Source organism: Parasphingorhabdus sp. (assembly GCF_059726685.1).
In genome coordinates this window covers 1,614,525-1,638,910 of the sequence record NZ_AP041068.1, presented here as the reverse complement: position 1 = coordinate 1,638,910, position 24,386 = coordinate 1,614,525, and the positions used below count along the sequence as shown (strand labels likewise).

Sequence of the window (24,386 nt, the reverse complement as noted above, 5' to 3'; positions counted from 1 at the left end):
TCTATTCCTCAGTTTCTAGAGTCCGTCGACAAAGGCCTTGTAGGCTTTCTCATCCATCAGATCGTCGAGTTCGGATTTGTCAGACAGCGTGACCCGGAAAAACCAGCCATCTTCTTCGGCGGAGCTGTTGACCAGCGCGGGTTCGTCTTCCAGTGCGTCATTCACTTCGACCACCGTTCCGGAAACCGCGGCATAGACATCGGATGCGGCTTTCACGGACTCGACCACTGCGGCATCATCGCCCTGTGCCAGTTCTGCACCGGTTTCAGGCGTTTCGACAAACACGATGTCACCCAATTGCTCTTGCGCATAATCGGTAATGCCGACGGTCGCGGTCTCACCTTCGACGTCCACCCACTCATGCTCATCCGTATAATATCGGCTCATAGTCTCGTCCTTTTCCCTCTTCTAATCGTCTATAATTTCGGTTTGCGGTGATAGTTATGCGGCACAAAGGGCATGTCAGCGACGGTGCAGGATATCGCTTTGCCGCGTTGTTCCACGGTGATTTCGGTTCCCGTTTCGGCTAGTGCTGTCGGCACATAAGCCATGGCGATAGGTTTCTGCAGCGTCGGAGAGAAACCGCCGCTGGTGACTGCGCCAATGCCATTGCCATCGGTATCAACCACGCTGGCACCTTCACGGATGGGCTGGCGGCCATTCACAAAAAGCCCCACGCGCTTTTTATCGGCCTTGTCCGGATATTGCGCCAATACCCGCTCCGCACCGGCAAAATTTCCCTCTTCCCGCCGTGCCTTGGACAGCGCAAAGTTCAAATTCGCTTCCACCGGAAGGACGTGTGCATCCATATCATGGCCATATAGCGGCAATCCCGCTTCCAGCCGTAGGCTATCGCGGGCCCCCAAACCAATAGGCTTAACCTCTTCCAAGGCACATAAAGCCGCTGCCAGTTTCTCCGCATGTTCCGCGGGAACGCTGATCTCGAAGCCATCTTCGCCGGTATAGCCGGAACGGCTGATGCCCAATGGGATATCACCCCACATAAAGGGTCCAGCTTCCATGAAATACAGGTCTGTCGGCACCGGCCAGCCAGGCTGCATGGGGCTTATGTTCAGCTTCGCCAGCGCCTCGCTCGCTTTCGGCCCCTGCAACGCTAACAATGCGCTATCTTCCATATGACTCAGCGTAACATCGGATGGCAGTTGCGCGTTCAAATAAGCGATGTCGTCATGCTTGGTCGCACCATTGACCACCAAATAAAGATTACGGCCGGTATTGGTCACCATCAGATCGTCCAATATGCCGCCATCCTGCGCTAGCAGCAGCGTATAGCGGATTTTGCCTGCACCCAGGGCAGAGATGTTACCAGGAACAATTGCTTCCAGCGCGTCTGCCGCACCTTCACCATCCAATTGCACCTGCCCCATATGACTGACATCAAATAAACCGGCATTGTCGCGAGTCCACAGATGCTCGGCCATCACACCTTCAAACTGCACCGGCATTTCATAGCCCGCAAAAGGTACCATGCGCGCGCCAAGGCCGCGGTGCCAGCTATCGAGCGGCAGTTTCTTCAATGTCTCGGTTTTATCATCACTCATCAAAAATTCCGCCCATGCATAAGGTACAGCTCACAGCAAAAGCCTGCAAAACTGCCCCCTCTGTCACGGAACCTGAGAGTTTCATGGCACTGAATTAGCGGCCATTTACCCCTTCGGTGGCCCGCCATAGCTTTAGCGACGGTGGGCTCTTTCCAGAGTGCTTGTGAAGCTGATGCGGTCCATCGGCCTGAGAGTTTCCGGGGCGGTTGCTCCTTCGGCGGCCAAGCTTTTTATGGAGTTTGGCGCTCTCCCGCATCGCTTCGTGATCTGTGCCTGCAAGGCGGCAATCAAAAGCAGCCGAAAGCGTGACCGAGCAGGCCTTGGGAGTCAATGATTCGATAGGTCGAAGGGCTGTAAAAAGTTTACGCTATTTCGCGATCCGCCCATTTCCATATCTCATCATTTTCGTAGATATTGTCGCCAGCCGCATCTTCGGTGAGGAGAGCCGCAATCGCTGACGCCACTTCCCGCCCGTCAATCGACCGATAACGCCGCAAGGAACCGTGTAGCAGCCGGTCCATCAGCGGACTGGCAATAATCGCCAGACTTTCGCCCAGCCGCGCATCATCAGTCCGCTCCCCGCGCAATAATCCCGGCCTGATAATATCCAACCGATCAAATTGCTGTGCGCGCATCAACTCTTCGGCCTGCCCTTTGACTTTCAGGTAAAATTGCGAGGCCTGGGCATTTGCCATTGTCGAGGATACTGCAATAAACTGCCTTACCCCCGCAGCCTTGGCGGCTTTCGCAACCGCTCCAACAAGATCGCGGTCAACCGCTGCAAAAGCCTCTTTCGAGCCGGCCTTTTTCATCGTGGAACCAAGACAGGAGACTGTTCGCACGGCTTTGGCATCAGCAATAATATCAGACCATTGCTCGGTAGACGCGACATGGATAGTGGCCGCACCATAGTCGCTGTCAAGCGGCTTACGAACCAGCAAGTGAAGCCCGTCATCGCGTCCATCCGCAATGAGCTTTCGGACAAGCAAGTTGCCGATCAGACCAGTTGCTCCAACAATCAAAACGGGCTCGGCCATCATGTGTCCCCAAAAATCTCACTATGGCTGTTGCTAGCATAGCGATCCGTCATACCGGCCATGAAATCGGCAATATGCCGGATACGGTCCGGTTCCGCCGACGGCAACGCGGCCGCCCAGCTTTCAGGCATCAGATCCGGCTTGTCCCGATAAGCACCGACCAGATCAGCGACAACAACCCGTGCATTGTCCGCCGCCGCCATCTGCTCGGGATGGTTATACAAATTGGCATACATGAATTTTTTGAGCGTCCGCTCTTTTGCAGCCATGTCATCCGAAAAACCGCCAATCATCAAGCCGGCACCGCGCACATCATCAGCTGTTTCTATGCCATGCTCCTTGATCCGTGAGACGGTTGTTTCGATCACATTATTTACCATCAGACCAATTTGATCACGGATAAGTTCCGGAACCAGACGATTCCGCTTAACATCCGGAAAGCGCGCGCAGATATCACTCCAGCGTTCCGCGATGAACGGTAGTGTTAGCAACTGGTCTATGCTCAGCAAGCCTGCCCTGATGCCATCGTCAATATCGTGATTGTCATAAGCGATATCATCCGCAACTGCCGCGATTTGCGCCTCTAGCGACGGCCAGCTGTTCAAATCAAGCGCCATTCCGGCATTGGCTTCGGCCATGGCCCAAGTGGGCTGCGTAATCGGACCATTATGCTTGGCCAGACCTTCGAGCATTTCCCATGTCAGGTTCAAGCCATCCCAGCGCGGATAGGGGCGCTCCAACTTGGTCAATGTTCTTATTGTCTGTGCATTATGATCGAAGCCGCCATGATCGGCCAGTGCTTCTTCCAGCGCGTCCTCTCCGGCATGACCAAAGGGCGGATGACCGATATCATGCGCCAGACACAATGCTTCGGTCAGATCTTCATTAAGCCCCAAAGAGCGCGCAATAGTTCGGCCAATCTGCGCCACTTCCAGACTGTGGGTCAGACGGACGCGAAAATGGTCACCATCAGGAGCGACAAAAACCTGTGTTTTGTGGCGCAATCTGCGAAAGGATATCGAGTGGATGATGCGGTCGCGATCCCGTTGAAAATCATCGCGTGGTCCCCGGATGCTGCCGTCATTGTCAGAACGACCTTCATCATGGCGCCTGCCGCGGCTTTGACGCGGGTCGCTGGCATAGCTCGCGGTCTTTAGCATCAGTTCAGCTTGTTCACTTTCGTACCATCGGCACTGACCCAGGCAAAACCATCGCCGCCGCCTTTACGGAAACCCGCTTCAAACTTTTTTGCTGCTTTCAAATCTTCAAACGGACCGACCACCAGCCGCTTCGTTTTCCCCCATGGCGACGTCCATCCATTGGTAGCAGCGAACAGATCAGCATTTTTCTTTGACATCCGGCGATAGTCATATTTCAGCGCGTTGAGATCGGAACCGGTTGCGATCTGTACCCAATAGCGTTTGGGATGCTCGGGGGGTTTTGGCTTGGCTTCCACCTTCTTCTCGACCGGCTTTGGCTTGGCCGGCGTTATCGCAGCCAGATCTACCGGCACAACCGCCGCTTTCTTCTCAGAATCCGGAATCGCTATGGAACCGATAATGTCAGACAAAGGCCGACGTGGCGTGGCCCCGGACGCACTATCGCCGGGTGTTCCCGACACAATCGGCGATGGTCCTGATGATCCTGCCTTTGCAAGGTCAAAGTTCACCAGCTGGACCGGCTTTTTAGACTTTTCTTCACTCGATTTAGCAGGCGCTTTTGTCCCACCGACATCCACTTTTCTGGCGACGGTTTCTGATACCAAAGGTGCTTTTTTTACAGAACCTCCAACAGCCGTCTCAAATCCAGGAGATGGTGATGACTTGTCTTCCTTCGCCGCACTTTTTGTCACGGGATCATTGGGCCGCGCTACCGCGGGCTTCACTAGCGGCCTCGCGCTCTTTGGTGTTGGCAGGGTATTTTGCGCCAGCACAGTTTTGTCGCCTGCGCCTTTGCGATTGGCGTTCTGCGTCGTTTTCTTGTCGCTACTCTTGGAACCAGGGCGGCGGCGCGGCGATGTATCGGGCATCGCCAGCACTTTTGGTTTTTCAACATCTCGCCCCAACGGTTCACCAACAGGAATCAACCCCGCATCAGCACCATCACCGCCCCGCACAGCGTTACGGGATGCGAAGCGCACTGAAGCGACGTCGACACCGATATTTTCACTGGCCGGGAAATGACCGAAATGTACTGCGGCGGCCTTTTGCGCCGCAGTCAGTTTCGGCATGCGATCGAAAAACGGCTTGATCGCTTTCGCCATTTGTTTCTGCATGGTCTGGCGCGCAATTTTGTTGGCCTCTTTTTCCTGACCGTTCATCGCCAGAATGAAAGCCCGGTTACGCCAAGCATCCCGGTCGCTTTTTTGTAGCAGAGGGTTTAACTGAGCCTCAGCGCCTTCGACATCGCCGCTGATCCCCAGCGAGATCGCATAACGTTTCAACAGCTTGTCACTCCGGCCATGACTTAAAGCCAGCTGATAGTCTTTTTGCGCATCGGCATTTCGCCCGATCAGATCATAAGCAAGACCGCGATCAATCGCGATGTCTTTTGCTGCGATACCATTGGCCGTCGCTTCATCAAAATAGCGGATCGCGCCGAAGGGATTTTGCTCAAGCAACAGAGACCGCGCGAGACCAGCTTTTACGCGGCCACTGCGGGGATAAATTTCGTTTGCTCTGGCCAGAAAGCCGATGGCGGCACGCGTATCACCAAGCTCCAGCGCCGCCAATCCGGCATCTGCCAACGCCGAAGAATCGTTGGAATTGCGGGCGATACGGCGCAGCGCGTCCTGCAGATCAGTGTTGCTGGATTGCGCACTTTTCTGGGCCTGGGCCTGAGTTACAGGCAAGGCGAAACCGGCCAGTGGCAAGGCCGCCAGAATCAAATATTTCGAGATCGTTTTCACCGGTGTATTAAACGATTTGACCGCGCTGAAATCAAGCACAGAAAATAGATTGCAAGGCCAGTCGCCCCCACCAAAAGACAAACCAAAAGGCCGGTCAAGAAACCGAGACCATGGGATGAGTTCAAGGCAGTTACGAGCAACACATTGCTGCCGACGCCCTTACTGGTTGTTCTGGCGGTTCAGGAAGCGTGGAATATCGAGCGGATCGCGTGATTCCTCGTCACCTTCTTCGCCTTCTTCATCGGCTTTATTATTTCCGCGTGTCAGGTTGGACATCCGCTCAAATAATGTACCACCGCCGCTGGCTACCCGAGGTGCTGGCTCAGTAGATGCCGGCGTTTCTTCTTCCACCGGCTGCATGGCATCACCCCCAAGGACCAGCTCTTCCTCTTCCGGTTCGTCATCACTGACCATACCGGGCGTCAGGGACGCGAAAGATGGAGCAGCAGCGGTTTCGTCTTCCAGCTCATCATCATCCGAGTAAGTAGCCGTCGGAGCAGGAGCAATCTCTGGTTCTGGCTCCGGTTCTGGAGCGGGCTCTGGTTCAACGACCATTTCCGCCTCAGAAGTCTCAAGGCTTTCTGCCATGTCAAGAACGGGTTCTTCCTGGGCTTCTGCAACCTCTTCAACTTCAGGCTCTTCCTCTTCTGCAGGAATACTGGATGCGAAGGAAGATGCGGCCGGCGCCGGGCTGCTCATTGCAAAAGACGAAGCTGTCGATGGCGCTGCGACAGAACCGTCGCTGTCAATGCCGGTAGCAACCACAGACACACGGATGCGGCCGTCGAGATTCTCGTTAAACGCGCTGCCCCAGATAATATTGGCATCGGGATCGACCAGCTCGCGAATATGATTGGCCGCTTCATCGACTTCCATCAGGCGCATATCTTCGCCGCCAGTGATTGAAACGATGACGCCCTTCGCGCCTTGCATCGAAACACCATCGAGCAGCGGATTGGCAATGGCTTTTTCGGCGGCTTCCAAAGCACGGCCGTCGCCTTCGGCTTCGCCGGTACCCATCATCGCCTTGCCCATTTCGTGCATCACGGAGCGAACGTCAGCAAAATCGAGGTTGATCAGCCCGGGCATAACCATCAGGTCGGTAATGCCGCGAACGCCTTGCTGAAGCACTTCGTCGGCCAGCAAAAACGCTTCTTTGAAAGTCGTGTTGGGATTGGCGACGAGGAACAGGTTCTGATTGGGGATAATGATCAGAGTATCCACGTTTTTCTGCAGCTCTTCGATACCGGCATTGGCCGATTTCATGCGCCGTGTGCCTTCAAACGTGAACGGCTTGGTAACAACGCCCACCGTCAAAATGCCCTTGTCACGCGCCGCCTTGGCAATAACCGGAGCTGCACCGGTGCCGGTGCCGCCGCCCATACCGGCAGCGATGAAGCACATATGTGCTCCGTCCAGAGCCTTCTCGACAAGCTCGAGCGTTTCTTCCGCTGCCGCCCGTCCGACTTCCGGGCGGGAACCAGCACCAAGACCTTGGGTAATCTCAGGCCCAAGCTGAATGCGCTGTTCTGCAGGAGAGCTGTTGAGCGATTGTGCGTCGGTGTTACTGACGATGAAATCAACGCCTTCCACCTTTGCTGCGATCATATTTGCAATGGCATTGCCGCCCGCACCGCCAACGCCAATAACGGCGATCCGTGGTTTCAACTCTTCCACTTCAGGTGGGCCAATATTGATGCTCATTTTACTGTCTCCCCAGACATAAACTCGATGTGTAACATTTGGGTAACGCTTTGCACAAATTTGATGTTGGAATCACCCCAAAAGTTAATTTTTTTCGTAAATTCTTAAAAATTCCCCCGGATTGCCGACATCAGCCGTCCAATTACCGCAGAACCGGCATATTTGTGGACGTTTTGATGGCTGCTGGAAAGCGATCTGAGGTCGACAGGTTCCTGCGCCGCATAAAGCGCCAGACCCGCCAAACCGGCAAAGCCCGGACCGCTATGGGCATCGGGCAAAGCTGTCAGTCCGGTAGGGCGACCGATCCGCACGGTTTGACCCAGCGCTGATTGCGCATAATCCGCAATGCCTTTCAGCTCCGCACCGCCGCCGGTGAGTACAACCTGCCGTCCGACCGGGCCGGTAAACCCCAGCTCCTTGAGCGTCTTGCCAATCTCACCGATAAGATGGTCCAGCCGCTGACGGATAACACCGATCAGCTGCGCCTTGGTGATGCGGCCATCTTCATCGGCTTCCGGCCCGGTCTGATCCAGTTGCAGATCGATGACATCGTGGTTGTCACGCGGGCTGGTCGTGGCCGACCCGTGGAAACATTTGATCCGCTCGGCCTGTGCTCGCCGCAAGCCAAAGGACGATGCGATATCATCGGTAATATCTGCTGCGCCATAAGGCAGCGTGGCAAGACCAACCAGCATCCCGCCGGCAAATAGCGAGACATTGGTAACCTCTGCCCCTAATTCGACCATCGCAACGCCAAGCTCGCGCTCTTCTTTAGACAGACAGGCTGTGCCTGCAGCAATGGGAGACGCGATTATCGATTTCACGTTGAGATGCGCGCCGCGCACGCTCATGTCGATATTGCGCACCGGCGATGCGTCGGCGAGAATTACGTGGATATCCACGCCCAGACGGTCAGCATGCAGACCCTTGGGCTTCTTTACCCCGGCAAGCCCGTCAATCGTATAGAGCGCAGGCTGTGCGTGCAGAACCATCTTGCCCTGCGGATCGATGCTGTTGCGGCCGGCTTTCAGCAGATGATCAATATCTTCCTGCTCAATCCGGTGCCCCCCCAGTTCTGTTTCCACAGACGTGAGCATGCTGGTCAAGCCACCAGCCGAAAAGCTTACCCAGACATCGTCAATATTGGTTCCGGCAATACGCTCGGCCTGTTCAACCGCGTCGCGGACATCGAGTTCAGTCCGTTCGGTATCGGCAATATAACCGCGCTTCACGCCTTTACTGGCGCGCTGCCCAGTTCCCAGCACGGTGATATCACCATTGTCCATCCGACCAGCGATCATCGCTGTAATCTTGGACGACCCGATATCCAAAGCGGTAAAAATCTTTTCTACCCGTGCTGCCATTTGTCTGTTCCCTTATATCCTTTTTGCTGCCTCATGGTGCCCCCAATCGATAGCGTGTTGTTTAACCCTCTGGTTCCGGCGATGTCTCTACCTTCGGCGGCATCCGGAGATAAGCGCGCTCCGTATCGCGCAAGTCAAAATGCACGACCCCGCGTCCCAACAAGCGATTAACCCCGTCCATCCGGGCAAAGTTTAACAGCGCCGCCGCTGCTGTCTCTTCGCCTTCCGGCAAGGCCAATGTTTCTCCGCTCTCAAATTCCAGGTTCCAGCGGCGATTACCGATCCAGGTCGCGCCTGTCACCATCGGACTAAGTGCCGGTGCAACGTCCAGTAGCTTGGTGAGTTCCGGCACGCGTTTATTGGCTTTTTTGCCCACGATCACGGGCAGGTCCGGCATTTCTTCCGGCTGTATCTGTTGCAACGGATATCCGGTCTGGTCGATCAGGGACAATTTGCCATCTCGCTGCCAAACCGCTGCGGGTTCTCTCTCGACAATCTCGACCACCAACGTGTCGGGCAAGCGGCGTGAGATCCGCGCGTCCTTGATCCAGCCATTGCCCATCAAATCGTCGCGTACCTGATCGATATCGACCAGCATCATGGAACGGTCTTTCTGGGCCAGGGTGATTTCGTAAACTTTCAGTTCATCGATCCGGTTGACACCAGTGACTTCAACCCGCTTCACCTCAAATCCTGCGGCACCGACAGAGGTTGCAATCTGACTACTGATCCGCTCGTTGATACCGGTATAGTGAGCGACACTATAGGCGCCCAACACGAACACGCCGACCAATCCCCAGGTCAGACTTTTCTGTACCTGTGCCTCGGTCACCGGCATGGCGCGGAGGATCTTGTCAAAGATCGACACTTGGCGGACTTTTTTCTTGTTCACCTTGCGGGGTTTACCCTTGGACTTTTTATTTGTCCGCCTGACTGATGCTGCTGTCATAGCGCTTCCCTCACAATCATTTCGACCAGTTCTTCATAGCTTATGCTCATTTGCTTGGCCTGTTCCGGCACAAGACTGAGCGGTGTCATCCCGGGCTGGGTATTGGTCTCCAGTACAAACAAGCCGTCCGCACCCAATTCATCATCCCAGCGATAGTCCGTCCGCGACGTTCCCTTGCAACCCAGAACCTGATGCGCGCGCAACGCATAATCGAGACAAAGTTTTTCAATCTCCGTCGGAATCTCTGCCGGACAGATATGTTCAGTCAGGCCTTCGGTATATTTGGCGTCGTAATCGTAAAAACCGGCTTTGGGTTTCAACTCAGTTACGCATAGTGCCTTGCCGCCAACAACCGCGGTTGTCAGCTCGCGTCCCTTGATAAAGGGTTCGGCGAGCAGTTCGTCAAATTCCTGCCACGGGCCGGATACGTCGCGGCCTATCGGATTGCCGTAATTGCCCTGATCGGTGACGATCGCCACGCCCACGGACGAGCCTTCGTTGACAGGTTTCAACACGTAAGGCCGCGGCAATGGATCAGCTTCAAAAATCTCGGCGCTCTTGACCATCTTGCCTTCCGGCATGGGGATACCGGCTGGTACCAGTTGCTGTTTGGTCAATTCCTTGTCGATGGCAATGACGGAGGTTACCCGGCCACTATGCGTGTAGGGAATCTGCATCAGATCGAGCATGCCCTGCACCGTGCCGTCTTCGCCGGGGCAACCATGTAACGCGTTGAACACGACATCTGGTTTTACCGCGTCCAACACCAACGCCAGATTGCGATCCATGTCGATGCGAGTCACCTTATGGCCATTTTTCTCAAGCGCATCGGCCACGCCGTTACCGCTCATCAGCGAAACCTCGCGTTCGGCTGACCAGCCGCCCATCAATACCGCTACATGGAGTTTATCGCTCATGCTTCGTCCCCCACGCGCTGTATCTCCCATTGCAGGTCCACGCCACTATGATCCTTCACCCGTCGCCGTACTTCTTCCCCCAAAGCCTCGATATCTGACGAGGTCGCTCCGCCGAGATTGAGCAGGAAATTGCAGTGTTTTTCCGATACTTGCGCCTGACCGATTTGCAGGCCGCGGCAACCGGCTTCATCGACCAGTTGCCAGGCTTTGTGGCCTTCGGGGTTTTTGAAGGTCGAACCGCCGGTTTTGGAACGCAGTGGCTGTGATGCTTCACGCTCATCGGCAATGCGTTTCATTTCGGCTCCGATTATTTCCGGATCTCCATCGGTTCCTCGAAGTGTTGCGCTGACCACGATGGCCCCTTCCGGCAATTCAGAATGGCGATAGGTATATCCCATGTCCGCCAGCGCAATGGTTTTCAGCTCGCCAGTTCGCAGGACAACGTCCGCGCTTTCCAATATGTCACAGACTTCCCGGCCATAAGCACCGGCGTTCATCCGGACGGCACCGCCAATTGTGCCCGGAATACCGCGCAAGAATTCCATGCCTGCAATGCCATGATCGCGTGCCATACTGGCAGCGGAAATTCCCGGCGCGCCGGCACCGCAGATCAGTGCATTGTCAATTCCGAACCGTCCCTTGCCGACGGTTTCAATCCCGGCAAACGCCTTGCCCAGACGGATAGTCACACCACGTTTTCCACCATCACGAATGATAAGGTTGGATCCTAGCCCCAAGGGCCAGACGGGAATGGCGGGATCGAGGTCGCGGAGAAATTGCTGCAAGTCTTCCACATCTTTGGGCGCGAACAACCACTCTGCGGGACCGCCGCTTTTGAACCAGACTAGCGGTGCCAGCGGCGCTTCGGCCGTCAGCTTGCCGCGTGTGTCGGGAAGGGCTGTCGCGACCGTCATGACCGTGCGGCCTTTATTCCATCGGCCAAACCGGCCGCCCATTTGGTAATATCACCGGCGCCCAGACAGACAATCATGTCCTTGTCTTCCGCCACCTCGGCAAGTCGCCTCGTCAAATCCGCTTCATCTGCAACGGTTTCGGCAACCCTATGTCCGCGTTTGCGCAAGCCCGCGGCAAGAGCTTCGCTATCCACGCCTTCAATCGGTTCTTCACCGGCAACGAAGACCGGCGTGACATAGACCATGTCAGCGTCATTAAACGCTTGCTGAAAATCTTCCATATGATCGCGCAGCCGGGTGAAGCGATGCGGCTGGACCACCGCGATGACGCGGCCCTCTGCGCCTTCGCGAGCTGCGGAGAGCACGGCGCGGATTTCGACCGGGTGATGGCCGTAATCGTCGATGATCGAAACACCGTCCACTTCACCCACTTTGGTAAAGCGCCGTTTCACGCCGCCAAAATGGTCAAAGCCGCTGGCAATCTGTTCGTCGGTCATCCCCATTTCGAGGCCGACTGCGACCGCTGCAATCGCATTCTCGACATTGTGCCGCCCCGGCATGGGGAGCGTGATGCCGTCAATCGTTCGCGTCTCGCCATCGCGGTCGCGAACCATAACGTCAAAACGATTACCGCCCGGGATTGGCGTGACATTGACACCCTTCACATCGGCCTGCGCGGAAAAACCGTAGGTGATCAGCCGCCGGTCGCGAATGCGCGGCAGGATCGCCTGTACTTCGGGATGATCAAGACACAGGATCGCGGCACCATAAAAGGGCACATTCTCGATAAACTCGACAAAGCTGTCCTTGATCTTATCGAAACTGCCATAATGATCGAGATGTTCGGGGTCGATATTGGTAACAACCGCAATCGTCCCATCGAGACGCAGAAAGCTGCCGTCGCTTTCATCAGCCTCAACGACCATCCACTCACTGTCTCCCAGACGCGCGTTGGAACCATAGCTATTGATGATGCCGCCATTGATCACGGTCGGATCAATTCCGCCAGCATCCAGCATCGCCGCGACCATCGAGGTGGTGGTGGTCTTTCCATGCGTGCCAGCAATCGCGATTGTCCGCTTCAGCCGCATCAGTTCCGCGAGCATTTCCGCCCGCCGGACCAACGGAATGCGGTCTTCCAGTGCCTTTTCCACTTCGGGATTGCCGCGTTTCACGGCGGTAGATGTGACCACCACTGCCGTCCCGACGACGTTCTCGCCATTCTGGCCGATCATCACCTTGATACCCTTGGCGCGCAGCCCTTCGACGATATAGCTTTCGGCTATGTCAGAGCCCTGCACCTGATAGCCAAGATTATGCATGACCTCGGCAATGCCGGACATGCCAATCCCGCCAATGCCGACAAAATGGATTGTTCCAATATCTGTACCAACACCTTTCACTGGACGGTCTCTTTCGGCAGGGCGGTGCTGGCCAGTGCGGGACCTGGATTGGGAGCGATCTGCAGCACGTCTTTTTTGACTTTCAGGGTCTTGGAAAGTGGCGATGTACCAATGCTTTCAACGAGATCAGCAAGGTCGCCTACCGCATCGGGTCGACCGCATTTCCGTGCGAAACGCGCCGCATTTTGAAGTGCATCGGGGCCAAGGGCCATTTTCTGCATCTGCTTGGCCAGTTCCTTGGCCGTAAATTGTGGCTGTGCAATCGCACGTGCACCGCCGGCGGCAACCATCTCGCGGACATTTTGGGTCTGATGGTCATCTGTCGCAATCGGCAGCGGGATAAGGATCGCCGGACGTCCTGCAGTTGTCAGCTCGGCGATGGTCGACGCACCTGCGCGCCCGATTACCAGATGCGACCAACCAAGGCGCTGCGGCAGGTCTGGCAGATAAGTAGCCAGTTCGGCCGGAATATCATGTTCGGCATATTTTTCGCGGACCCGCTCGATGTCCTGCTCGCGACATTGCTGGGTAACCTGCAAACGGCGGCGCAAGTGCATAGGCAATAGCGCCAGACCATCTGGCACGACATCCGAAAGAATGGTTGCCCCCTGACTGCCACCGGTGACCAGCACGCGGAAAATACCTTCCTCCGTAAGTGGTGGATAGGGCTCCTCGCGCAGCGCGATAACCTCTTCACGTACCGGGTTTCCGACCAGATGGACCTTTTCCTCATATTTCGGTTTCAGCTTCAGGATATCGGGATAGGACGTGGCAATCGCATTAACCGAGCGCGCCGCCAACCGATTGACCCGGCCCAGCACGGCATTTTGTTCATGGATGATTGTAGGGATGTTCTTGCGGTTTGCCGCCAACAGCGCCGGAAAGGCCGGATAGCCACCAAAGCCGATAACGGCGGACGGCTCAAACGTATCATAAAGCTGCATCGCCATCTTGCGACCCTTCAGGATCGCGCGCGCGCCCGATAGCCAACCGCGCGGGTCTTTGGTGATCCGACCCGCGGGCAGCACATGCACCTGACCGTCATCAACCATGCCTGGAATTTTCTCGCCGCGCTCATCAGTGATCAGCGCCACACGATGGCCACGCTGGACCAGTTCCTTGCCCAGTGCATAGGCGGGAATCATGTGGCCGCCCGTACCGCCGGCGGCGAGAACATAATGTTTCGTAAAGCTCATTTGGTCACCATCCCATTTGTGACATAAAGTGAGCGATCTAAATAGGGATTTCTGCGTGTAAAGGCCAGCAGCAGTCCAACGCCGAGCGACAGGGCCAGAAAAGAGGAGCCGCCATAGCTGATCAGCGGCAATGTCATACCCTTGGAAGGAAAAAGCTGCAGGTTCACCGCCATATTGATCAGTGCTTGCCCACCAAATTGCGCCGTCAGACCGGCGACGGCGAGGATGATGAAATTATCCTCCTCATCGAGCAGGCGCAGGAATACCCGTACCACAATGGCAAGATAGACCAGCGCGATCGCAACGCACGCGAGCAACCCGAATTCTTCGCCAATGACCGAGAAAATATAATCGGTATGCGCTTCCGGCAGTTTGAACTTCGCGGTACCAAGACCGGGGCCTGTGCCCAGCAGGCCGCCACCGGTCAGTGCCTTGTGCGCCAGCATCACCTGATCAAATTCATCGCCCCCGAAGAGCCAGGTATTGATCCGCTGTGTCGCCACCGGATAGAGAAAATAGGCCCCGACCAATCCGCCGATCCCGCCCATACTGATCGCCGCAATCAGACGCGCCGAGAGGCCTGAGATCATCATCAATACAAACCAGATACCGCAAAAAATCAGTGTTTGGCCAAGATTTGGCTGCATCATCAAGAGCAGGGCAATCACCCCGGTTAGCACGAAAGACAGCGATATTACCGGAAGTGAAGGATCCTTGACCCGCAAGGAAAGCAGCCAGGCCAGCGAAACGGCATAAAAAGGTTTGAGAAACTCTCCCGGCTGGACCGTGGCGAAACCATAGCCGATCCAGCGCTGTGCACCGTTAACCGTCTTTCCGAAAACCGGCACCAGAAACAGCAGAGCAAAGGCGGCCACCCCTGCGATAATCGCAAAGCGCCGCGCCTGTTCCTTGGGTAGCATTGACACCACGAGCATTATGGGAACACCCACTATTACCCAACCGAGCTGACGATAGAAATAGTAAAGCGGGTCAAGCGAAACCGCCGAGGTGCTGTGCTTCAACGCAGATACCGGCGATGCTGCCGCGACGGCGATCAGGCCAATGGCTATCAGCGTCAACATCAACGCCAGCAACACCCGGTCCAGTTCCCAGAACCAGATTGCCAATGGCGAACGGTCACTACGCCCCAGACGTGATTCCAGTTGGAAACGTTTCTTTTTCAGGCCTGCCGCAATTTCCGGCAACGGACCCTTAGAGGTTGTTCCATCGGTCATTCTATACTGCCCCCAGCCGCTGTTCCGATTAGATTATTTTCGATGACACTCTCTACCGCGTTGCGGAAACACTCGCCGCGCGCTTCAAAATCCTTGAACTGGTCGAACGAGGCACAGGCCGGTGATAGCAAAACCACTTCGCCCGGTTTGGCATTGGCTGCTGCATGCTGCACGGCGGTCAGGATCATCTCGCAAGGATCAACGGGCATATGCGGCGCAAGCAATTCACCAAACATCGGCCCGGCATCACCAATTGTGTAAGCCTGGACCACGTTACCAAAATAGGATTCGCACTCTTCAAGACTATCACTCTTGGGCAATCCACCGACGATCCAGTGGATTTTAGGATAGGCGCCAAGTGCCGGGCCGGTAGAAGCCGGGTTGGTTGCCTTGCTGTCATTTACAAACAGCACGCCTTCGGCCTCGGCCATCCGTTCCATCCGGTGCGGCAGGCCCTTGAAACTCGCCAGCGCGGGACGCCATTGGTGTTCCTTTATGCCCAGCACTTCTGCGGCGACCACTGCTGCGACCGCATTTTCCAAATTATGCGGCCCCTGTAAGGATGGCCAGTTCTCCTGCCCTTCCAGAAAGAAAGCACTGCTATCCATAATGTTTTTCACCCGGCCTTCAGCACGAATGAGCTGCAGGGCAAGCTGTGTTTTTTCATCTGTACTGCCGAAAATAGCAACATGGTCCGGGTCCATCATGTCGAACAGGCGCACCTTGGCCGCGGCATAGGCATCATAACTGTCATAGCGATCAAGATGGTCCGGACTGATGTTGAGCAACATCGCCACATCGCAATCCAGGCTGTGTGTCAGATCAATCTGATAGCTGGACAGTTCCAGCACATAGACACCGCCCGCCGCCAAGGGTTCCTGTGAAAGGATCGGTACACCAATATTCCCACCCATATGCGTCGGCAGGGCTGCGCTCTGGATGATATGATGCAAAAGCGCGGTCGTCGTGGACTTCCCGTTAGTGCCTGTAATCCCGACGACACGATGTGGCGGCAGAGACCGCCGTGCCTGCGCGAATAATTCGATATCACCGATAATCTGCACACCGTCATCGGCGGCCTTGTCACGGATCGGGTGGGTGTTCAGCGGCACACCGGGTGACACGACTATCGCATCATAGTCGCTGAGGTCCGCTTCCATAGGATCGGCGATAATGGCCTTGTCATTCGCCGCTTCGCGCAATTCTTCCCGCGCGTCCCATGCCAATATTCTCGCACCGCTGGCGTGCAGTGCGTCAAGTGTCGCCATGCCGGATCGTGCCAGGCCCAAAATGGCATAGCTTTTGTTGGCAAAGGCGGACGAACGCATCATCTGAGTTTGAGTGTTGCGAGGCCGGCCAACGCCAGAACCAGACTGATGATCCAGAAACGGATCACGACAGTGGATTCAGACCAGCCAAGCTGTTCGAAATGGTGATGAATCGGCGCCATGCGAAAAACCCGCTTACCGGTCCGTTTGAAGAAGAAGACCTGAACGATGACCGAGACCGCCTCGAGTACAAAAAGTCCACCGACAATGGCGAGGACAATTTCATGATGGATTGAAACAGCAATCGCACCGAGCGCCCCGCCAAGGGCCAGGCTGCCGGTATCGCCCATAAACACGGCAGCTGGCGGTGCGTTAAACCAGAGAAACGCCAGACAGGCTCCGATGATACAGGCACAGAAAATGGCGAGCTCACCCGCACCTGCTACAAAAGGAATACCGAGATATTCCGAGAAAACCGCGTTGCCCGACATGTATACGAGAATCAAAAAGGTCGCACTTGCAATCGCCACCGGCATCGTCGCCAGACCATCAAGCCCGTCGGTCAGATTCACCGCATTGCCCGAGCCGACGATGACAAACATGGCAAAGGGGAAATAGAACCACCCGAGATTGACCTGCACATCGTTGAAAAACGGAACATAGAGATTGGTGCCAACCTGTTGAACAATGATCCAGGTTGCAAAACCGGCAACGACGAATTCCATCAACAACCGGACTCGCCCGGGAACACCTTTGTGACTGGCTTTGCTGACTTTGTCGTAGTCATCCATGAAGCCTATCGCTCCGAAACCCAGCGTCACAAAGATACAGACCCAGACAAAAATATTGCTCAGGTCCATCCAAAGCAAAGTGGAGATAACTACCGAAAGCAAAATCATCAGGCCGCCCATGGTCGGCGTGCCTGCTTTTTTGAGATGCGTAATCGGCCCGTCCTCACGGATAGGCTGACCCTTGCCCTGTTTCATCCGCAGCATGTTGATGAATCTTGGTCCAATCAGCATGCCAATGAACAGCGCGGTTGCAACCGCTGCGCCTGAACGGAAACTCAAATAGCGAAAGACATTGAATAGGCCTTCAAATTCAAGCCATTGTGCCAATAGATAAAACATTAAAACTCCCCGCTCACCAAAGCCGATACGACCTTGGAAAGCCCCAGATAATTTGACCCCTTGATAAGAAGGATGTCTTCGTCACTGATTTCCCCTGCGACTGCAGCCAGCGCTTCCGAAGAACCCGCGACATGAGATATTTTGAGAGCGTGATCAAGTTTTTCCGACGATAATTGTTCCAGCCGAGCTTGCGCATGGGCCATCTCGTCGCCAACCAATATGACGGCCTGTGCACCAGAGGCGATGATGTCTTCGGCCAGCGCCTCGTGATATGCTTGCGCTTTGTCTCCCAGCTCGCCCATTGCGCCCAGAATGATGATTTTTTTGCCACCACAATTTTCGCGCGCCAACTGCCCCAAAGTGGCTTTCATCGACACGGGATTCGCATTGTAACTTTCGTCAATCAACAGCGCTCGCCCGCCATTTTTAAGTTCAATCTGATGGCGTCTGCCGCGACCATCAAGGCCCTGTAGCTCTGCCAGTGCCAGACCAGCCGCCGCCAGATCGCCGCCGACTGCACGAACCGCTGCCAATATGGCGAGCGCATTGGACACCCAGTGCTTGCCCGGTTCTGCAACCGTGAAACACAGGCTGCGATCCCCGTCACCATCGTCGCGAAAACTGGCTGTTACCAGCGAGCCGCCGCCTTGGGCCGGGACAACATCTATGGCTCGCACATCGGACTGTTCATCAAAGCCAAAAGTCACGATCTTCTTGGTGCAACGCAGGGCAGCTTTACGAAGCCGCTCATAATGATCGCTATCGCGGGGAATGACGGCAGTCCCCTCGTGGGTCAAACCCTGGAAAATTTCGGCCTTGGCATCGGCTATCGCTTCCACACCGGAAAAGTGCCCAATATGGGCTGGCGCAATCGCGGTGATGATCGCAACATCGGGCCGCACCAAACGCGTGAGCTGCGACAGTTCACCCGCATGGTTCATACCCATTTCAAAAACTCCATATTGGCATTCCGCCGGCATACGCGACAGGCTCAGCGGAACGCCAACATGGTTATTGTAGCTTTTCACCGACCGATGGGACTTTCCCATGGACGCACGGTTCAAGGCTGCAAAAAGGGCTTCTTTGGTGCCGGTCTTGCCGACCGACCCCGTAACTCCAATAATCTTCGCATCGGTGCGGGCCCGCGATGCGATGGCCAGATCGTTTAGCGCCTTCGTGGTGTCTGGTACCAATATGTGAGGGCCGTCGACCGGCTGACTGACGACCGCGCCCGCTCCGCCAGCCGCATAGATATCGTCAACATAAAGATGCCCGTCACTCTGCTCGCCTTTCAGCGCAAAGAACAGGTCGCCCGGCCCAATTTCACGGGAATCAAATGCCACGCCGTTGACTTCAAAATCAGCGCTAGCCTGTCCGCCGATCGCTTCGGCAATAGCAGAAGATTTCCACAGGGTGGTCATGCCGTCGCCTCCGATTGCGGCGCGCCATTGCCTTCATTGCTGTCTTCGCGGGCACATTCCCGGGCGACTTCGACATCATCAAACGGAATGACGCGATCGCCAATGATCTGACCCTGTTCGTGTCCCTTGCCAGCCAATAATATGATATCATCGGCTCCCGCTAGCCCAATGGCATGTGCGATGGCTGCACGCCGGTCGCCTACTTCCTGGGCACCCGGTGCACCCGCCATGATATCAGCCCGGATGGTGGCGGGATCCTCACCACGCGGATTATCATCAGTCACGATGGCAATCTCGGACAGTTCCGCTGCCACCTCACCCATTTCAGGCCGCTTTCCTTTGTCTCGATCACCGCCAGCCCCGAAAATCGTAATCAACTTCCCTTTGACATGGGGCCGCAGTGCATCAATTGCGGCACGCAAACCATCAGGCGTGTGAGCATAATCAACGTAAACAGGTGCACCGATTTTCGTAATGACAGCGCGTTCCAGCCGGCCCCGCACTGGCTGAACCCGCTGGAGATGGTCAACCACATCGTCTATTGTTCCACCGGTGGACAGAATGACACCTGCGGCGCACAACACATTGGCCGCTTGATAGGCACCGATCAGTGGCAGCGATATGCGGTGTGTATTTCCCTGCGCCTTCACCATCAACACCTGGCCCAATTGGGTTGGCGTGCGTGACAAGAGGCGCAGCGATGTGCCTTGTTCGCCAACGGTGAAGAGGTTCAGCCCGCGATCCATAGCACGCTTGATAACCGGAGCTGACCACTCATCATCCGCCCAGATAACTGCCGTACCAGCGTCCTGCACGACCTCGTCAAACAGCCGCATCTTGGCTTCGAAATAACTATCCATATCGCCATGATAGTCTAGGTGATCGCGGCTGAGATTAGTGAACACGCCGACATGCACAGGCAAACCTTCGGTGCGATATTGTGACAGGCCATGACTGGACGCTTCGAATATCGCATGACTAACACCCTCGCGGGCCAGGCCGGACATGTTGGACAGAAAAGTCACGATGTCGGGCGTCGTCAGCCCGGTCTTGACCTGTTCATCAGCTGTCGTGACCCCCAGCGTGCCGATCGACGCACTGTTCAAACCGGCCATACGCCATAGCTGACGGGTCATTTCCGCAGTAGATGTCTTGCCGTTCGTCCCGGTGACCGCTGCAACATATTGCGGTGTCGGGGTAAAGTAACGGGCCGCAATCAATGCAAAAACACGTCGCGGTTCTTCTGCAGCAATATGGACAGCGCCTTCAACCTGAGCATCAGGATGCGCCACAATGGCTAGCGCACCGGCAGAGACTGCATCTTCGATAAAATCCTCGCCGTTGACCTTGGTGCCTTGAAAGGCCCCGAATATATTTCCCGGCGCAATCTTGCGATGGTCAATCGCAAAACCGGTGACATGAGCCTCACCTTCTTCGCTTTCCAATGCCGCGTCATTCAGCCCGGCGATAAGAGCAGATAATTTCATCGCCTATCCTTTCGGCGACCAGAGAAGCGGTGTTAGCTCCGATACATCAACATCGCGGTGTTCATCCGGGACGACGCCCAGCATTGGCCCAATTCGTGGAACGACCTTGCGTACAACGGGCGCTGCGGTCCAGCCAGCAGTTCGCTGGAACCCGGTTTCTGCATTACCCTTGGGTTCATCCAGCATGGCAATCACGACATAGCGCGGATTATCCATCGGGAAGGCGGCCGCAAATGTCGAAACAAGTGATGTCTTGTTGTAGCCGCCGTTGGACGGTTTTTCTGCAGACCCCGTCTTGCCGCCAATCCGGTAACCCGGCGCATCGGCTTTGCGGCCCGTTCCGTTTGACACGATCATCCGCAGCAATTGCCGCATCCGTGCACTGGTCGCCGCCTTGAACACGCGGCGGCCCTCGGCCTCCTCGCCAGGCTCAACTTTCAGCAATGTCGCTGGCCGCCAGATACCGCCATTGACCAGGGCAGCATAGGAACTCGCCAAGTGTAGAGGGGTCACCGCGATACCGTGACCATAGGCCACCGTCATGTTAGTCACCCGTCCCCAACGCTGTGGCCAGAGCGGCTTTCCACGCTCTGCCAGCTCGATATGGGGTCGTTCGTCAAAACCGAGCCGCCGGATCATATGCTCCATGCGCTCCTTACCCAGATTGTCGGCCAGTCGAGCGGTCACGATATTGGAACTATGCACCAACGTTTCGGGGACGTTGAGGTAGCGGTTTTGGCCATGATCATCCTTGATCTTAAAGCCCGCAACCTTAATCGGTTCTGTAGCATTATAACGCACTGCCAAATCGGTGACCGTTCCGGCATCAAGCGCAGCAGCGACCGTCAGTGGTTTGAAAGTCGACCCCAGCTCAAACACGCTCTGTGTCACTTCATTGTTCTGATATTTCATCGTCGCTTTGCGGATCTTGTTCGGATCAAATACCGGCAAGGAAGCAAGCGCCATCACCTCTCCGGTGTGGACATCAAGGACGATACCCGCAGCGCCGCGCGCTTCGTGAGCTGTCATTGCGACCATCAACTCACTTTCGAGAGCCGCCTGAACCCGGCTATCAATCGACAATGCAGCCGGCTTGCCGCGAAGGCTTTCGTCCTTCAAGCGGTCATTAAGCGCACGCTCCATACCCATAACGCCTTCGCTATCGGCATTGACATAACCCAGGACATGAGCCGCCAAGTCCCGCTGAGGATAAAGCCGTTCATTCTCTCGTGGAAATTCGATGCCGATCTCGCCAAGTGCATGAACCTGCCGCACTTCATGGGGCAGCGCGCGGCGGCGAAGGTAAGTCGGCCGAGAGCCCTTTAGCTTGGAAAGAAATTCTGCCGCTGTCGTATCAGGAAACAGATCAGCCAGTTGGCGCGCCAGCAATTCCTTGTCACCCAAAACCCGTTCCGGCACCACGCGGATGGCGTAGCCCTTCATCGTACGGGCCAACGGAACACCGTTGCGATCCACAATATCACCACGCGCCGGAACAAAGGCCGAGCTCGACATGCGTGTCGGTTTGGCGTCCTCCAATATACTAAAGCTGATCAGGCGTCCGACAATGATCGTAAAAATCGCCAGAAATACGAGCAGCAACACCATCAAACGAAAGTGGGCGCTGGCTGCTACCTCCTTACTCTTCCCGGAAAACTGCATCTTTCTGCTGCTTGCCAGAAGAGTGGTCATTGAGCGCGGCTCCCCGCTTGTTCGGTATCCGCCCTTGCCGCCAGCTGTTTGATCAACCCGTCATCGAGCAGCTTGTCCTCCATATCAGCGACGCGCGCGGTTTTTGTCTCGCGCAATTCAGCCGCCGTGGGCTCTTCTCCGATATTGTCATCTTCCCCGTTTATCGCGACGGGTGACGCATCATTGCTCTCGCTATCGCGCACCTTGGCTGATGCCGTTGGAAAGACCGAACCAATTATACCCGCTGGCGGAACCTTGTCCATCGTGCTGATAACGGCCACTTTAACCGGCTTGCGCAAGTCCTTGCCACCCAGATTGGCGAGCGCCCGCTCCCCGTCCAGATATTGCGAGGCGTTGGGAGACACATAACCATATTCCAGTTTGTTCCAGTGCTCCAGCTGCCGCAGATTGGCGCGCGCACTAAACTCCGTTTCCAGATAGCGGATCTCTTTTTTGACCGACACAATCTTGCTGTCGGTCCGCGCAAGATCACTGCGCAAAGTGGCCACGCTGAGAGACAAGGGATAGAGCAGGATCGCGACGAGAAAAACTAGCGCCAGCCACCCGATACCTTCAAGACGTTTCACTGCCAGTTTCATTGAACGCCTCCCGTCTTCGCATGGCTTGGTGCATCGGAACGCACCGCTGATCTGAGGGTGGCGGAGCGGGCTCGGGGATTAGAGACCTGCTCCGCCCCGGCCGGACGCACCAGTTTGGCTGGTTTATGAAAGGTGGGTGCCGGCCGTGTTTCGGAAACTTGGGGTAGATGGCGTGAACCAGCGGATTTTTGACCGCTGCGGTCACGCAGGAAATTTTTAACGATACGATCTTCAAGGCTGTGAAAGGTCACGATGGCAAGACGGCCACCTGGTTTCAGCAGTCGCTCCGCGGCGACCAGGCCATCTTCCAGTTCGCCAAGCTCGCGGTTGATATGGATGCGAATGGCCTGAAAGGTCCGGGTCGCCGGGTCTTTCTTGTCGCCGGGTTTCTGACCCAGAGCCTTGCGAACGACATTGGCCAGCTCGGAAGTGCGGGTCAGTGGGCGCGCATTGACTATCGCCTTGGCAATCTTGCGCGAACGCCGTTCTTCGCCATAGCGATAGATGACATCGGCAATTTCTTCTTCATCCGCTTCGTTCAAAAAGTCTGCAGCGCTAGGGCCATCTTGCGACATGCGCATGTCGAGTGGACCGTCTTTCTGGAAAGAAAATCCGCGCTCTGCCTGATCCAGTTGCATTGACGAGACACCGATGTCCAGTGTGACGCCGTCAATATCTTCGCCTTCCAAGACATCCGCCATTTGCGAATAATAGCCATGGTGCAAAACCAGCTGGCCGTCAGAGGCTTCGACCAATGATGCTCCGCCAGCAATGGCATCAGGATCCTGATCAAAGCCATGTACTTTTGCGCCAGCAGCAATCAGCGCCATGCTGTATCCGCCGGCACCGAACGTGCCATCGACATGCGTTTCGCCCGGGGTAATGGCGAGCGCATCGATGACTTCGTCAAGCAGGACGGGAATATGGGGCTTGGTCTGGGACATCGCTTCATTTGGGGTCATTTCTTTTTCCCCAATTCGCTGAGATGAAATTCCACTAGACGCTTGTCCACTGGCACATCGTTGGTTGTGTCGAGCAGCGCCTGTGGCGCCCAAAGGCAAAATGTTTTGCCGATACCGTGAAAGAGGACATTGTCTTTCAGGCCGCCAATCGCTTGCAACATAGGCGGTAGAACAAAGCGGCCGCTCGCGTCGAAGCTGAGCTCCTGCAGGGTCGAGAATTTACGAGCGCCAGCGGCATCGCGGTCATAAGGTTCAGAACGCGCAATGGCGATTTCTTCTTCCTTGTCGATTTCCGCGAGCATATCGATTTTGCGGCTGAGGCCAAAACCGACCAGACAGTCCCATTTTTCATGTTTGCCAAGACACAGAAAGCGGCCGTCGCTGCTGGCGATCAGGTCTTTGCGCAGGAACGCAGGAACGGACAGGCGACCTTTGTCGTCTATCGTGGAAATTCCCGATCCTGAATAAGCGTAATTGCCTGACACAGCCTCAATCCCTCAACACTATCGAAAGGCAAATCTTTCCCGTGTGGAGAAGCGCGCAGCCAACCACTCCCGAAACACCAGAATTCCGGACAGGAAATTTACCCCGATAACGGAACAGGGTTAACAGGGGAGAGCTAGGGATGGAAGGGGATT

Annotated in this window: 21 protein-coding genes and 1 riboswitch; all 21 genes read right to left on the bottom strand. The window is 55.8% G+C overall.

The window, feature by feature from the left end; translation table 11 throughout:
* Positions 1-15 precede the first annotated feature (15 nt).
* The gene (gene gcvH, locus AC6I9Z_RS08090) at positions 16-387 is read right to left on the bottom strand and encodes a glycine cleavage system protein GcvH (RefSeq protein ID WP_109357559.1); all 372 of its coding nucleotides are present in this window, start codon (positions 385-387) and stop codon (positions 16-18) included.
* Between the two features lie 29 nt (positions 388-416).
* Positions 417-1,562: a glycine cleavage system aminomethyltransferase GcvT gene (gene gcvT, locus AC6I9Z_RS08085; RefSeq protein WP_461455060.1), complete on the bottom strand. Its 1,146-nt coding sequence runs from the start codon at positions 1,560-1,562 to the stop codon at positions 417-419.
* Between the two features lie 165 nt (positions 1,563-1,727).
* Positions 1,728-1,825: riboswitch (glycine riboswitch) on the bottom strand.
* A gap of 99 nt (positions 1,826-1,924) precedes the next feature.
* A complete protein-coding gene (locus tag AC6I9Z_RS08080; protein ID WP_497811338.1) occupies positions 1,925-2,602 on the bottom strand; it encodes an NAD(P)H-binding protein in 678 nt (225 codons plus the stop codon).
* On the bottom strand, positions 2,599-3,759 hold the full coding sequence (locus AC6I9Z_RS08075) for a deoxyguanosinetriphosphate triphosphohydrolase (RefSeq protein WP_461455056.1): 1,161 nt from the start codon (positions 3,757-3,759) through the stop codon (positions 2,599-2,601). The genes AC6I9Z_RS08080 and AC6I9Z_RS08075 overlap by 4 nt, the downstream gene beginning before the upstream one ends.
* Positions 3,759-5,546: an SPOR domain-containing protein gene (locus tag AC6I9Z_RS08070; RefSeq protein WP_461455054.1), complete on the bottom strand. Its 1,788-nt coding sequence runs from the start codon at positions 5,544-5,546 to the stop codon at positions 3,759-3,761. Before AC6I9Z_RS08070 ends, AC6I9Z_RS08075 begins: the two co-directional genes overlap by 1 nt.
* A gap of 120 nt (positions 5,547-5,666) precedes the next feature.
* A complete protein-coding gene (gene ftsZ, locus AC6I9Z_RS08065) occupies positions 5,667-7,211 on the bottom strand; it encodes a cell division protein FtsZ (RefSeq protein WP_461455052.1) in 1,545 nt (514 codons plus the stop codon).
* A 104-nt stretch (positions 7,212-7,315) separates the two neighbouring features.
* A complete protein-coding gene (ftsA, locus tag AC6I9Z_RS08060) occupies positions 7,316-8,575 on the bottom strand; it encodes a cell division protein FtsA (RefSeq protein WP_109357565.1) in 1,260 nt (419 codons plus the stop codon).
* A 61-nt stretch (positions 8,576-8,636) separates the two neighbouring features.
* Complete coding sequence (locus tag AC6I9Z_RS08055; protein WP_461455050.1) at positions 8,637-9,524, bottom strand: cell division protein FtsQ/DivIB; 888 nt, start codon at positions 9,522-9,524, stop codon at positions 8,637-8,639.
* On the bottom strand, positions 9,521-10,441 hold the full coding sequence (locus tag AC6I9Z_RS08050) for a D-alanine--D-alanine ligase (protein WP_461455048.1): 921 nt from the start codon (positions 10,439-10,441) through the stop codon (positions 9,521-9,523). Before AC6I9Z_RS08050 ends, AC6I9Z_RS08055 begins: the two co-directional genes overlap by 4 nt.
* Positions 10,438-11,355, bottom strand: coding sequence for a UDP-N-acetylmuramate dehydrogenase (murB, locus tag AC6I9Z_RS08045; RefSeq protein WP_461455046.1), 918 nt, complete (start codon positions 11,353-11,355; stop codon positions 10,438-10,440). The genes AC6I9Z_RS08050 and murB overlap by 4 nt, the downstream gene beginning before the upstream one ends.
* Positions 11,352-12,758 (bottom strand): UDP-N-acetylmuramate--L-alanine ligase, encoded by a 1,407-nt coding sequence (gene murC, locus AC6I9Z_RS08040; protein ID WP_461455044.1) that lies wholly within the window; start codon positions 12,756-12,758, stop codon positions 11,352-11,354. The genes murB and murC overlap by 4 nt, the downstream gene beginning before the upstream one ends.
* Positions 12,755-13,954 (bottom strand): undecaprenyldiphospho-muramoylpentapeptide beta-N-acetylglucosaminyltransferase, encoded by a 1,200-nt coding sequence (murG, locus tag AC6I9Z_RS08035; protein ID WP_461455042.1) that lies wholly within the window; start codon positions 13,952-13,954, stop codon positions 12,755-12,757. Before murG ends, murC begins: the two co-directional genes overlap by 4 nt.
* Positions 13,951-15,189: an FtsW/RodA/SpoVE family cell cycle protein gene (locus AC6I9Z_RS08030; protein ID WP_461455040.1), complete on the bottom strand. Its 1,239-nt coding sequence runs from the start codon at positions 15,187-15,189 to the stop codon at positions 13,951-13,953. Before AC6I9Z_RS08030 ends, murG begins: the two co-directional genes overlap by 4 nt.
* Positions 15,186-16,520, bottom strand: a complete 1,335-nt coding sequence (gene murD, locus AC6I9Z_RS08025) for a UDP-N-acetylmuramoyl-L-alanine--D-glutamate ligase (protein WP_461455038.1) — start codon at positions 16,518-16,520, stop codon at positions 15,186-15,188. Before murD ends, AC6I9Z_RS08030 begins: the two co-directional genes overlap by 4 nt.
* Positions 16,517-17,587, bottom strand: a complete 1,071-nt coding sequence (gene mraY / locus AC6I9Z_RS08020; RefSeq protein WP_109357572.1) for a phospho-N-acetylmuramoyl-pentapeptide-transferase — start codon at positions 17,585-17,587, stop codon at positions 16,517-16,519. Before mraY ends, murD begins: the two co-directional genes overlap by 4 nt.
* Positions 17,587-19,008: a UDP-N-acetylmuramoyl-tripeptide--D-alanyl-D-alanine ligase gene (locus AC6I9Z_RS08015; RefSeq protein WP_461455036.1), complete on the bottom strand. Its 1,422-nt coding sequence runs from the start codon at positions 19,006-19,008 to the stop codon at positions 17,587-17,589. Before AC6I9Z_RS08015 ends, mraY begins: the two co-directional genes overlap by 1 nt.
* Positions 19,005-20,495 carry a UDP-N-acetylmuramoyl-L-alanyl-D-glutamate--2,6-diaminopimelate ligase gene (locus AC6I9Z_RS08010; protein WP_461455034.1) on the bottom strand — a complete coding sequence of 497 codons (1,491 nt, stop codon included), beginning with the start codon at positions 20,493-20,495 and terminating at the stop codon, positions 19,005-19,007. The genes AC6I9Z_RS08015 and AC6I9Z_RS08010 overlap by 4 nt, the downstream gene beginning before the upstream one ends.
* Before the next feature lie 3 nt (positions 20,496-20,498).
* Complete coding sequence (locus tag AC6I9Z_RS08005) at positions 20,499-22,187, bottom strand: peptidoglycan D,D-transpeptidase FtsI family protein (RefSeq protein ID WP_461455032.1); 1,689 nt, start codon at positions 22,185-22,187, stop codon at positions 20,499-20,501.
* Entirely contained in the window at positions 22,184-22,786 is a 603-nt protein-coding gene (locus AC6I9Z_RS08000) for a hypothetical protein (RefSeq protein WP_461455030.1), read from the bottom strand. The genes AC6I9Z_RS08005 and AC6I9Z_RS08000 overlap by 4 nt, the downstream gene beginning before the upstream one ends.
* Positions 22,783-23,748, bottom strand: coding sequence for a 16S rRNA (cytosine(1402)-N(4))-methyltransferase RsmH (rsmH, locus tag AC6I9Z_RS07995; protein WP_461455028.1), 966 nt, complete (start codon positions 23,746-23,748; stop codon positions 22,783-22,785). The genes AC6I9Z_RS08000 and rsmH overlap by 4 nt, the downstream gene beginning before the upstream one ends.
* On the bottom strand, positions 23,745-24,233 hold the full coding sequence (locus AC6I9Z_RS07990; protein ID WP_461455026.1) for a division/cell wall cluster transcriptional repressor MraZ: 489 nt from the start codon (positions 24,231-24,233) through the stop codon (positions 23,745-23,747). The genes rsmH and AC6I9Z_RS07990 overlap by 4 nt, the downstream gene beginning before the upstream one ends.
* Between the last annotated feature and the right edge of the window lie 153 nt (positions 24,234-24,386).